The sequence below is a fragment of the Treponema sp. B152 genome (assembly GCF_024181665.1).
In the GTDB taxonomy this organism is placed as follows: domain Bacteria; phylum Spirochaetota; class Spirochaetia; order Treponematales; family Treponemataceae; genus Treponema_B; species Treponema_B denticola.
Map to the genome: position 1 here is coordinate 212556 of NZ_CP058668.1, position 12498 is coordinate 225053.

At 38.2% G+C, this 12498-nt stretch carries 9 protein-coding genes and 3 tRNA genes; 7 read left to right on the forward strand and 5 right to left on the reverse strand.

Annotated features, from left to right (window positions below):
- Position 1 precedes the first annotated feature (1 nt).
- On the forward strand, positions 2 to 1102 hold the full coding sequence (locus HYB91_RS00885; RefSeq protein ID WP_002667248.1) for a tetratricopeptide repeat protein: 1101 nt from the start codon (positions 2 to 4) through the stop codon (positions 1100 to 1102).
- On the opposite strand, the gene HYB91_RS00890 is transcribed toward HYB91_RS00885, so the two are convergent.
- From HYB91_RS00890 to HYB91_RS00900, 3 genes are all read right to left on the reverse strand, one after another.
- Positions 1099 to 2235 (reverse strand): sigma 54-interacting transcriptional regulator, encoded by a 1137-nt coding sequence (locus HYB91_RS00890; RefSeq protein WP_002667249.1) that lies wholly within the window; start codon positions 2233 to 2235, stop codon positions 1099 to 1101. The genes HYB91_RS00885 and HYB91_RS00890 overlap by 4 nt on opposite strands.
- A gap of 94 nt (positions 2236 to 2329) precedes the next feature.
- Positions 2330 to 2956 (reverse strand): DbpA RNA binding domain-containing protein, encoded by a 627-nt coding sequence (locus HYB91_RS00895; protein WP_002676055.1) that lies wholly within the window; start codon positions 2954 to 2956, stop codon positions 2330 to 2332.
- A 96-nt stretch (positions 2957 to 3052) separates the two neighbouring features.
- Entirely contained in the window at positions 3053 to 3448 is a 396-nt protein-coding gene (locus tag HYB91_RS00900) for a rhodanese-like domain-containing protein (RefSeq protein ID WP_002676054.1), read from the reverse strand.
- A 177-nt stretch (positions 3449 to 3625) separates the two neighbouring features.
- Here HYB91_RS00900 and HYB91_RS00905 point away from each other — a divergent pair, with 177 nt between their 5' ends.
- Together HYB91_RS00905 and HYB91_RS00910 are read left to right on the forward strand one after the other, a co-directional pair.
- Positions 3626 to 5032: an aminopeptidase gene (locus HYB91_RS00905; protein ID WP_002676053.1), complete on the forward strand. Its 1407-nt coding sequence runs from the start codon at positions 3626 to 3628 to the stop codon at positions 5030 to 5032.
- Positions 5033 to 5258: 226 nt separating this feature from the next.
- Positions 5259 to 5341, forward strand: a tRNA-Leu gene (locus HYB91_RS00910).
- A 32-nt stretch (positions 5342 to 5373) separates the two neighbouring features.
- On the opposite strand, the gene HYB91_RS00915 is transcribed toward HYB91_RS00910, so the two are convergent.
- Positions 5374 to 6393: an endonuclease/exonuclease/phosphatase family protein gene (locus HYB91_RS00915; protein WP_002676052.1), complete on the reverse strand. Its 1020-nt coding sequence runs from the start codon at positions 6391 to 6393 to the stop codon at positions 5374 to 5376.
- Positions 6394 to 6543: 150 nt separating this feature from the next.
- On the opposite strand from HYB91_RS00915, the gene dnaX reads away from it, so the two are divergent.
- On the forward strand, positions 6544 to 8382 hold the full coding sequence (gene dnaX, locus HYB91_RS00920) for a DNA polymerase III subunit gamma/tau (RefSeq protein ID WP_002676049.1): 1839 nt from the start codon (positions 6544 to 6546) through the stop codon (positions 8380 to 8382).
- Positions 8330 to 10657, forward strand: a complete 2328-nt coding sequence (locus HYB91_RS00925; protein WP_002676047.1) for a methyl-accepting chemotaxis protein — start codon at positions 8330 to 8332, stop codon at positions 10655 to 10657. The genes dnaX and HYB91_RS00925 overlap by 53 nt, the downstream gene beginning before the upstream one ends.
- Before the next feature lie 61 nt (positions 10658 to 10718).
- Here HYB91_RS00925 and HYB91_RS00930 read toward each other — a convergent pair whose 3' ends face one another.
- The gene (locus HYB91_RS00930) at positions 10719 to 12170 is read right to left on the reverse strand and encodes a C69 family dipeptidase (protein WP_002676046.1); all 1452 of its coding nucleotides are present in this window, start codon (positions 12168 to 12170) and stop codon (positions 10719 to 10721) included.
- Positions 12171 to 12296: 126 nt separating this feature from the next.
- Between HYB91_RS00930 and HYB91_RS00935 the strand changes: the two genes are divergently transcribed.
- Positions 12297 to 12371: transfer RNA gene (locus tag HYB91_RS00935), tRNA-Asp, on the forward strand.
- Between the two features lie 54 nt (positions 12372 to 12425).
- A tRNA-Pro gene (locus HYB91_RS00940) sits at positions 12426 to 12497 on the forward strand.
- The last annotated feature ends 1 nt before the right edge of the window (position 12498 follow it).

Genomic DNA, 12498 nt, shown 5'->3' on the forward strand with positions numbered 1-12498 from the left:
AATGGCTATTTCCGTTGTAGATCAAGGTAAAAAATTATTATCTAAAAAGAAATACAATGATGTTATCTCTTTATTGGAGCCTCATGTTGTTGAATACAGGGACTCTTTTGCCTTTCATTTTTATTTAGGTTTGGCGTCTTTTCATGTAGGTGATATCCAGGGTGCTATGGATTATTTTTTAAGAGCCAGACAAATAAAACCGACGGATTCCGACTTGCTGTCAACTTATGCTGCTATGGCCTTGAGACGCTCGCTTACAACAGAGGCCGTAGAATACTATTTACAAGCTCTTGAACACAACCCTAATTGTAAACTTGCAAAAAAAGGTTTGGACATTATTCGCAAAAATAATTCGCCCGAAAAATTAGGCAATTTTGTTCAGTCAGGTAAAATAAAGACTCTTTTCCCCAGACCGGGGCATGAAGAAAAAAAAGGGAGAAGTATTGCCGTTGCTCTTGTTTTAGGTATTTCGATAATTTCTTTTGTTTTTATTGTGCCGTACATAACTAAAACAAGGAATTTTTCAGACAGCGGAAGGGCTAATTTAGAAGAATTTAAATTGGACAGTAATGAAAGAAAGTATGCTGTCGACATGGAAGGCTCATATATTTATGTATTGACTCAAAGCCAAATATTAAAAGCGTATTCGGATGCTCAAACCTATTTTAATGCTCATAGGGATAATGCTGCTCAAGTTGAGATAAACAGACTTCTTTCATCTAATGCTTCTTTTTCGATAAAACAAAAATCCAGGCTTTTGATGGATTATTTTGAAGAGCCCGGCTTTGATAATATACAGGATATTTATTCTTATGCTCAGGTAAAACAGGAGCCCCTTCTTTATCTTGATTGCTGGGTAGTATGGAAGGGAATGCCTGCCAATATACAAACCGGTACATATAGTACAGCCTTTAACCTTTTGGTCGGTTACGATACAAAGCAAATCCTTGAAGGTGTTGTTCCTGTTTTTTGTGATTTTGTGTCAAAAATAGATCCGGATAGACCGGTAAATGTATTGGGGCAAATAATTATAAAAGACGGTACGGTTTGTCTAAAAGGAAAGGGAATTCACCAAACCCAAAAGCCGGCTGAAAACGACTAGAATTTTATATGGCGGTTTTCTATTTTTTCTCCGTCGCCGGCAAGATTACAGGCTCTGTCCAGACAGTTGTATAATTCTCTTATGTTTCCGGGCCAGTTGTGAAAATTAAGTTTTGCTTGTGCCCTGTCGCTTATAGTTTTTTCTGCCTTGGTAAGATAGGCTTGAGCGATGTATTTTATGTCTTCTTTTCTGTTCCGCAGAGGCGGTATTTCATGGTGCAGAACATGAAGTCTATAGTAGAGGTCTTGGCGGAATTTTTTTTCGTCAATCATTTTTTGTAAATCTTCGTTTGCCGCTGCTATTAAACGGAATTCAACCTGCTTTGATTTTGTCGAGCCGACGGGTCTTATAAGACCTGATTCCAAGACATGCAGAAGTTTTGCCTGGATATCCGGTGAAAGGGTTTCCATTTCGTCCAAAAAGATTGTGCCGCCGGAGGCTTCAAAAAAAGCTCCTTCTTTTTTAACTGCGCCGGTAAAGCTTCCTTCTTCAGTGCCGAACAAAAAAGATTCTGCCAATGATTCCGGTATGCAGCTGACGTTTATCGGCAGGAATTTTTTGTTTTTGACCTGAGATAGCCTATGTATTAAATTTGCCGTCACCCCTTTTCCTACTCCTGTTTCTCCGGATAGGAGCACCGGCAGGTTTGAGTTGGCTGCCCTGTAGATAAATTCCCTAAGCTCGCAGATTTCCTTACTGATGCCGATTATTTCTTTTTTTATTATTTGTATATTTTCGTCTTCTTTTGTGTAGGCCGGTGTTTTTTCTTTGCACAGTTCTTCCGGAAAGAAATTTTCTATTTTGTCGTATATCCCCTTAAAATCTTTTGGAATTTCAAAAACTTCCGATACATGGGAATTTAATAGATTGTATTGTAAATCATTTTGTTTACAATGTATTATAATAAATATATGAATATGTGGAAATTCGTTTTTGATTAATTCAAGGGTATCGGGTAGAAAAAGGCCGCCTGATTCTGCATCGATAATTACAAAATCAAAATGTTTCTCTTTTAAAATATCTACTATTTTGCTGCTGTCAAAGGTTAAAGATACATTCCACAAACTCCCGACTTCTTTAACAAAATGCTTAGCATCTTCTTTTGAATATGCCGAGTAAACGCAATCTTTCATACCGCATTTTAGCAAATTTATTTTTTTCTTACAAGTCTGTTAAAAAAAAGCCCCTCTTTTTAAGAGGGGCTTTTCTGAAGTCTGTCTGAAAAACTTATACTTCGTTTTCAGTTTGACTATGGTTATTTTCTTCTTCTGCGTAATTTTCTATATGTTCAAAGGTTTCGGAATCTTCAAAATTGTCATCCTCCGGTCTCCTTGAATGACTAACCGTTAAATTCTTGCCTCGGTAATAGCTGTTGTTGAGTTTTTCGATAATAGTTTCAGCTTCATCCTGCATAACTTGAACAAAGCAGTAATTATCCAAAATTCTTATGTCGCCGATATGTTCACGTGAAATACCGGCTCCTTGAATCAACAATGTTATAATATCTTTTGGGAAAATTCCTCTTTTTCGGCCTACACCGATAAAAAGACTTGTTGACTCTTCTTCTGCCAATATGACTTTAGGCCTTGACGGTCTTGCAGAGTTTTGTTTAAAGGTACCTTTTCCTAAGCCGTTTCTATTGTCTTTTTTATAAATGCGGCTGCCTCCGATTCCCGCTTGCTTAATAAGGTAGGCGGCAACATAAGACCGCATCGTGAGCGGGACTGCTTTTTTAAAGATTCGGCGATATAAGTTTAATTCTTCAGGACTTTCCTGTGTTTTGATCGCCTCGATAAGATCTTTTAAGGAAGAAATTAATTGTTCTTCATCTTCAATTCTAATTTTGTTTGACACGATATATCTCCTAAAGGGCTATATTGCCATATAATCGCTTTTTAGGCAAGCCCTTTTAATGAGTTTTTTATAAAATCGACAGATTCCTACAGGGGGTTATTTTTCCAATTTATAGTTGTATTTGCTTACGCCGTCGGCATCAAATATTTTTTTAAATCCGTGCTTTACTAAAATTTCGGCTGCGGCTCTGCTTCTTCTGCCGCTGCGGCATATAACAATTACATTCTTTTCTTTCCAATCGGAAATTTCCGAAATTCGGCTTTCTATTTCTTGTACGCTTATATTTATTGAGTAAGGCACATGGCCTGCCTTATATTCATAGTCTTCACGGACATCGATTATAAGATACTTTCCCCGTTCCGTTTCATCGTTCAAAATTGCTTCCAGCCGGGAACCGTCCATTCTGATAATATTTTCTGTAGATTTTGCATTACATGAAACCGAAAAAATCACCATAAGTAAAAAGCTTAAAAATATACATGTTTTTTTCATCATCATACTCCTTGATTTGTACAAATCTACATAAATTCATATAATATGTCAAGATTTATTATTTTTTTATCATAAAAATACTCATAAAAATTTGCCTGCTTTTCTAAAATTCAAAAAAGGTATATACTAAAACGGTATAAAAACCGTAAATGACGGTAAAAATCAAAGAGGTGCGTTATGGATTTATCTTATAAGCAGAAATCTGCTTGGGAAAATTTGACTAAGGCTGAACTTTCCGAGTTAGGGAAGCTTTCAGATAGTTATTTGGATTTTTTAGACAATGGAAAAACCGAAAGAGAATGTACTGTAGAGATTATAAAACAGGCTAAAAAGCATGGGTTTAAGTCTCTTGAAGAAGTCGTAAAAAGCGGTTCGGCAAAAAAAGGAACAAAGGTTTATCTAAACAATAAAGAAAAATCCGTTGTTTTGATGGTTTTGGGTGATGATATTACTCAGGGTATGAATATTATCGGAGCTCACATAGACAGCCCCCGTCTCGACTTAAAGCAAATGCCTCTTTTTGAAGAGTCAAATATGGCTTTTTTAAAGACTCACTATTACGGCGGTGTAAAAAAGTATCAGTGGACTACGATTCCTCTGGCTATTCATGGGGTTATCTTTACAAAAGAAGGGAAAAAAGTTGATATTTGCATAGGTGAAGACGAAAAAGATCCTGTTCTTTTTATTAACGACCTTTTGATACACCTTTCAAAAAAGCAGCTTCAGGAAACAATGTCTGAAGGAATAACCGGCGAGCAGCTTAATATTCTTGTAGGAAATCAAAAACCTTCTTCGAAAGAAAAAAAAGACGATAAAAAAGAAGAGTCAAAAAATCCGGTAAAGGACAATATCTTAAAAATCCTTAACGAAAAATACGGTATTATTGAGGAAGATTTTAGGGTTGCAGAGCTGGAAGTCGTTCCGGCAGGAAAGGCTCGAAATGTAGGCTTTGACAGCTCCCTCATTGCCGGTCACGGCCATGATGACAGGGTTTGTGCTTATACAAGCTTAAAAGCTATTTTGGAAGTAGAAGCTCCAAAAAGGACTGCTGTTGCTCTTTTTGCCGATAAGGAAGAAATCGGTTCCGTAGGAAATACCGGTATGCAGGCTCTCTATTTTGAAAATATGGTTGCAGAAATAGCTGCCTTAAACAAAAACTATAGGGATATTGATGTTAGAAGGGCATTTGCCAATTCATATATGCTTTCGGCCGATGTTTCTGCAGGTTTTGACCCTGCCTTCCCCTCCGTTTTTGAAAAGATGAATTCGGCCTATGTAGGCAACGGTATCTGTATCAATAAGTATACGGGTTCGGGCGGCAAGGGCGGCTCAAACGATGCCAATGCAGAATTCTTACAAAGAGTAAGAAAAATCTTTGATGATAACAAGGTTGTCTGGCAGACAGCTGAGCTCGGAAAAATAGATGCCGGCGGAGGCGGAACAATTGCCTATATTATCGCAAAATACGGTGCCGAAGTTGTAGACTGCGGTGTTCCTGTTCTTTCGATGCATGCTCCATTTGAAATTTTGAGTAAGGCCGACCTTTATATGGCCTATAAAGCTTATAGAGCTTTTTATAAATAATAATACACATTTAACGATAGTATGTAACCTATGATTACCAGCTTTGTTGGATATGTGTAGTTTGATTCCGTAATCCTCCTTCGTACGGAATCGGGCTTGCCCGCGTAAGCGGGCTTTTTTTATAAACAGCCTTTTACGGTTTATAAACTCAATATTCGCTTTAAAAAAGCCTTAAAAAAAGGGCTTTACAAAGTTTTACTTTTATGATAGAATAAGCCTTCAATGAGCCGGCGTGGTGAAATGGTATACACGATAGACTCAAAATCTATTGGGGGTGACTCCGTAAGGGTTCAAGTCCCTTCGCCGGTATTTTTTAACCGTCCATTTATATGGACGGTTTTTTATTGCCTTTTGAGAATTATGCCTATAGGTAAATGATCGGAATAGCCCTTTCCTGAATAAACGGAATATTTATCGGGTTTTCCGGAAGTATCGGTCAGCGGTTTTAAGTTAATTACGCAAAAGAAGCTTAGATCGAAGTTCTTTCCATCGCTTAAATTATCCGAATAGAAAAAATGATCGATTCCTTCCCAGCTTTCCTTGTAAAAATAGCTTCCTGCGGGTTGACTTCCTTCTTGGGCTGCTGCCCGATAGGCTTCAATATTCCAGCAGTTGTCAAATTCGGACAAAAGAGAAAATTCCTCCAGAGCCTGATTAAAGTCGCCGCATATGATAAAGGGCGTTTGAGGCTCTGATGCTTTTAATTCTTTTAGCCTTTTATAGGCCTGTTCTTCCTGCTGCCTCCGAATGGAGTCTGTATCGGAGTTTCCTACCTTGGACTTCCAATGAACATTTAACAGCACCAGTTCGTTATCCCCCGTAGAGTTGCCTATCCGAATTCTGGTTTCAATCAGGGGCCGCAATGACCTTTTGCCTGAATATATATTAAAAACCTTTGTTTCGGTTATAGGAAATTTTGAAAGCAGGGCAGTGCTGAAGGCCCCTCCGTTTTGGGGAGGAATAAAGACTGCGTATTTGTATGAGTTATTCATCGGGAGGATTTTACAAAAATCATCTATAACGGCACGGCTTTCTATTTCCTGTAAAACAAGAATATCCGGTATGGCCTTTTCCCCTAAACCAAGGGCAAGACATGAAAGATTAACAGCCTCTTTTAGCCGGAAAAGCCTTTCGGCATACTTTTCCTTAGACCATTTTGTCTTTGAACCCTTGAATTCTTTGAATTCCCGGCCGTCCTCTACGGCATCAAAAAAGGTCTGTGCATTATAGCTTACAATCGAAATCTCATCTTTTCCGATGTTTTGTAAGCGGAATACATTTGTACATCCCGTGCAGGCGCACAAAATGAAACAAAAACATATAAAAATAGATAAAGTCAAAATTTTTCTTAAATTTTTCATAACTATCACCTCTACTATCATTGTATGTTTTTTTGTAAAAGAATATCAAAATATTAAAAGAAAATATATTTTTTTTCAAGTAAGATCTAATAGAAAATTGAACGGATTGCCTAGTTTAATTTTGAATGAATTTATGCTATACTTCCGAATATGGAATATCAAGTAACAGCGACACGGAGGAGGCCTCAGCGTTTTGAAGATTTGCTGGGTCAGGAATTCGTAGCCGCAACATTGCAAAAATCAATTGAAGCAGGTAAGATAGCCCATGCCTATCTTTTTTCGGGGCCGAGGGGATGCGGAAAGACAAGCTCGGCCAGAATTTTAGCCAAGGTGCTTAACTGTGCCGAGGGGCCTAGGCCTACTCCTTGCGGCCATTGCACTGCCTGTGAAGAAATTACGGCCGGTTCGTGTTTGGATGTAATCGAAATTGACGGCGCTTCAAATACGAGCGTAAATGATGTAAGACAGATAAAAGATGAGATTTTATTTCCTCCGAATTCGAACAGGTATAAAATTTATATAATTGACGAAGTTCACATGCTTTCGACAAGTGCCTTTAATGCCCTATTAAAGACGATAGAGGAACCGCCCCCTTATGTTGTGTTTATTTTTGCGACTACTGAAATTCATAAGGTTCCGGCGACAATTAAAAGCCGCTGCCAGCAGTTTAATTTTAAGCTCGTATCGATAGAGATACTAAAGCAGGCCTTGGCAGATGCCGCAGCAGAGCTGGGTATAAAGGCAGATGATGAGGCTCTTTATTGGATTGCCCGTGAGGCAACCGGAAGTGTAAGAGATGCTTATACTCTTTTTGACCAAGTCGCAGCTTTTTCGGACGGGCATATAACCTTTGAAAAGATACACGAAAAGCTCGGCCTTACAGGCGTCGATTCAATCAATAAGCTTGTGTCGGCCTGTGTTGCAAAAAACGGTCAAGAAGCCCTGTCTATCTTGGACGGAATTTTGCAGGGAGGAATCTCGGTCGAGCAGGTAGTTTCGGATTGTGCGGATTATTTTAGAAGCCTTTTACTTGTAAAGCACGGTATTACAAAGGAAGCTCTTATCGGGCAAAGAGCCGACCGCTTTCCGCAGGATATCCTGCAAGGCTGGGAGGCTGTGCAAATAGAAAGAGCCCTAAGTATAATGCTCCAACTTTTTAAGGACCTAAGGTTTTCTATTGATCAAAGATATGAATTGGAGCTTGCCGTTTCGCGTCTTTCTTGGCTTGGCGATTATGTCTCACCTGCCGATTTAAAAACCGCCTTTGACGCAGCTAAGAGCCTTATTTCAAGCCGAAGGACTGATGTTGAAACAGCAAGACCTCTTCCGCATCGCGAGGAAAGTCGGCCTAAGGAGTCTCCGCGCCCTTTTGACAATGCGGGCAGTTTGACCGAACAATTTAAGGCCGTTTTAAGACGGGACAATAAATTGGACGTGTTTACCGAAAAAAAAAATGAAGAGAAACAGCCGGTTTCAAATAATGTGCCTTCAGATAATGTATCTTTTGAAAAAAAAGATGAGGCACAAGAAACCGTACTTCAGACTGTCCGCAGTGTAGAGAACGCTTTTAATAATGTAGAGGAGTTAAAAGAACCTTTAATTGAAGCTCTTTTAGAAAAGAGCGGGATATTGTCTTCTGCTGTAGGTCAAAGTAAGGATTGGATTTTAAAAGAAGACAGTCTTACACTTTTTGCCCGCAGCTCGTTTGACTATACGCTGATTCAAAAACAAAAGGATACGGTTATCGACTCTATTTCTGAAATTACAGGAAAAAAAATTAAATTAATTTTAAAAGAATATATTCCGCCTCAACCGGAAAATAAAGTTGAGGAGACGGTTAAGGAAACGGAAAAAATCCGTACCATAACTGATGTGTTTATGGGAAAAATAGTTGAATGTAAGAATTTGATATCAGAAAGTGAAGAGGGAGAAGAAAATGAAGTTCAAAATGCGCAAAATCCTGCTGCAATACAGGAACAAAATTCTTAGAGATTTAAAAAACAAAGAAAAAAAGCCGATAAAATTTTTTGCGGCTTTATGCCTTTTTTTATCGATAGGCTTATCATGTTTTTCTGAAGAAATAAAACGAGGTATTTTAGACCTACGAAATACCGATTTTAGGTCTTCACCGATTTTAACATTAAACGGTGAAACGGGCTTTTACAATAATAAGCTCGTTTTTTCAAAAGAGGATATTGAAAAAGCCGAAGTATTTATTCAATGTCCTATGGACTGGAACAAAGCTGTTCTTTCAGACGGAACAAAGCTTTCAAATTTAGGAAGCGGAACCTATACATTTAAAATTTTATTGCCGCAAAAAGCTCCTAAGCTTACCTTAAAAACTGCATCCCCCGTTTCGGCCTGGGCCTTTTTTGTTGACGGAGAGGAAGTTATGAGGGCTGGTAATCCTGCTTCTTCAAAAGAAAATTCAAAAACCGGTATGGATGATATTATCTATGAGATTCCTCATGGCCGTACCGAAATTTATATTGCAATTCAAGTTTCAAACTTTGCCCATTCACGCGGAGGAATTTATCATCCGATCAGTATAGGCACTAAAGAGGCTATGGAGAAATCGATTTTAGATAAACGTTTTGTAGACATCTTTGTTTTTGGTTTCTGTATTGCAATAATCTTTTATCACTTGGCTCTTTTTATCTTTCACCCTAAAAATAAAAGCCTTTTATTTTTTATATTTTTTACTTTAGTTGTTGTACTTAGAAATCTTGTGCTAGGATATGCATTCAAGTATATCTTCCCTTCAGCCTCGTGGGAGCTCATCACAAAGTTGGATTATTTTACTTTTGCCTCTGTAGGATTTTTTATATTCACATATTTTAGATCTCTTTATAAAGATGATACGAACGGTATTATCTATAAAATCATATCGATAGAAGCTCTTGCCTATTTTCTGTTTATCTTAGTTACACCTGCATACATTTACGGAAAATTGATTACATATCACCAAATAGTCATTCTTGCAGAGGTTTTTTATGCTTTTTATTTTGTGATAAAACTTTTAATCAGGAAGAGGGTAGGGAGTATTCCGATTTTTGTCGGTGTTCTGTTTTTAGTCATTTCATCGATAAACGATGTTCTTTACAGTATGATGCTTTCTAATGTAGGAAACCTTTTGCCTTTCGGATTTTCGGGATTCTTGTTCGCCCAAGCTTTTTGTCTTGCTTGGAGAAATTATCTTGAAACTAAAAAAGCTGAAGAACTCAGCTCTATGCTCATTGCCTCGAATAAGCAAAAAGGTTTGTTATTTGATGAAATAAAAAATACAAGCGGTGAACTAAAACAACATGAAGTTACTCTAGCGGAAAATATGGACATAGCTGAAGATGCAATGAAAAAACTTTCCGGATATGCCGAGTCTGTAAGACAAGAAATTACGGTACAAGATGGAGAATTAAGAGGAACTCAAACCGCTACAGACAGCCTTAATTTATTTTTGGAGAATATTTCGCAAGGAATTGAAAATCAATCAAGGGCTGTAGAAAATACTGTTTTACAAATAAAAGGGCTTAATAATTTAACGAATGATTTATCCGATAAATTTAAGACAATAAATGAAGGTTTTGCTTTGCTTTCAGATGCCAGCAAAACAGGCAAGGATAATTTGGCAAAAGTTACTGCAATTATAGGAAATATCTACCAAAGCTCCGAGGTACTTCTTGAAGCTAATCAGCTTATTACAGCCTTGGCAGAACAAACCAACCTTTTAGCAATGAATGCAGCTATAGAAGCGGCTCATGCGGGCGATGCGGGTAAGGGGTTTGCCGTTGTTGCCGATGAGATAAGAAAACTTGCAGAAGGCTCCGCATCGGAGGCGGATTCTACCGGCAAGATATTAAGCCGAATAAATAATACCATTCGGCAGTCGGCAGAGGCTTCCGGAGTACTTCAAAAAAGCTTTGACGATATAAATCAAAAAGTTTTTGATTTTCAAAATATTCTGGCTAATATTTCAGGTTTTATTTCCGATGTAAGCTCTCAAACGGAGAAAATGGATTCGATTATGAACACTCTTTTAGAAGAGTTTACTAATGTACAAAAAGAGAAGGATAATATCAGTCGAACGCGTTCGGATATTTCAAACAGTTTTAAGAATCTTCTAGATGCAACGGAGCAAGTTAATTCTGAAATTTCAGAGATGCTGAACAGTATTAATACCTTGGATCAGGCTATTGTAAAAACCAGAGAGGTAGAATCTCAAACAGGTTCTTCAATATCCAAGTTAAATGTTCTAATTAGAGAATAAGTCAAAAGAACAAAAGCCCCAAGAAAATTCTTGGGGCTTTAATTTTACGGTTTGACATCCTTTAAAGGTTTTTATCCATTGTAAATGAAAGTTTTGAATACTTAAACGATTCCAACATCAAATCGGAAAGATATTCTTTTGTTCTTTTTAATACATGCTCTGCTGTTTTGCGGTTTTCTTCAGTTAAAAATTCGCTTAAAGATTTTGCAGGTATTTTAGCCGCTGCGTCGGTAATCTCTTTTACTCTGGATCTTCCGTAACTTTGCATTTCGATAAGATAGGCATTATTATCATCCTTAAATGCGGAGTAATGGGCTTCGACAAAATGGCCGATTAGCTTAAATAACCAGTAAGCATTATCGGTAGAAACCATACGGGTCATTCTTTTATAGGCCGTCGGAGTATCCAAAACATTTGTAAAAAACGGAATATACGGAACAAATGCTGTTGTCCCGAGTGCCAGCCACTGTATTCCTTCAAGCCCTTTTGGAGATTTGGGTCTTAATTGTAAAATATGGGATTCGGCTGTACGTGAAAGCGAAATACCTCTAAAGCGTGTTTTATTAAATTCACTATTGCCTATGCCGATAGGATCAAATTCCGTTTCATTATAGTGAGAGCTTAGTATGTATTCGACATCTTCAACCGAGATAAGGCGGGTTGCTTTTTGGATAAAAGGAATATTGTTGGATACCGGAGATTGCACTATTTCGGGATTAAGATATTTTTGAGCAAACCAAGCTCTGGGAGTGTTGTAAACCCTGTCTTTTTCGCTTGATGTTCCAAAGATATGTCTAAAGTTAAAACCATCCCTGTCAGGATTCAGCTTATGCTCATTTACAAATTCCTTGATACCCTTTGACCACATATAATAATCAGGCTTTTTAAAATCGATTTTTTCGATTGAAACCTGATTTGGAGCTACGGCATAGCAGTCATCGGGAATTCTTACGGCAACCCAATGATGTCCGCAGGGAATTTCCATATACCAAATCTCATCGAGGTCGGCAAACAAAATACCGTTACCCTCTGCAGAACCGTATTTTTCGATGAGTTTTCCCAAATAGCTTACGCCTTCCCTTGCAGAGTTTATAAATGGGAGAACGATGTCGTTGATTGCATCTTCTGCAATTCCGTTTTTTACCAACGGGTCATATGCAAGTACCTTAGCGTTTCCGTAGACGCTTTCGGTAGAGCTCAAGGCTACGTTTTTTTCGTTGATTCCCGCTTCGCCGTAAACGCCTTGGTTTTCCTTATCATTCGGATAGGCTTGCGGAACGGAGGTGTAGCGGTATGCTTTTGCAGGGAGGGGAATTTCCACGCCTGTGTTTTTAGATTTATAAATGCGGTTTGCTTCGTTTACCGCCTTTTCTAAAACAAATATTTTGGGGCTTATTGCCAAGTGAAAATCCTCATTTCTTGCAATGAGAATTGAGCCGTCGATGCTGGCTTTTTTGCCTACCAGCACTGTTGTACAGTCGGTATGTGCCGAAAAAGATTTTACATTATTCATATTTTTCCTCATATGTTAAATTATATTTACAAATAAAACTATACTCTAAAAACGATATTTTTGCAATATTTTTCGTAAAAACTATTGACATTTTTTTTTATTTTTGATAGAATGGCTAAACCTTATGGGGGCGTAGCGAAGCTGGTTTATCGCGCTGGCCTGTCACGCCGGAGATCGCGGGTTCGAGCCCCGTCGCTCCCGAAAAAGCTCACCGCCTTTAGTGGTGAGCTTTTTGTTTTTATGGCTACCTATTTACGGGCAGTAGCGCAGGGGTAGCGCGCTTGGTTCGGGACCAAGAAGTCGGGGGTTCAAATCCCCCCTGCCCGAC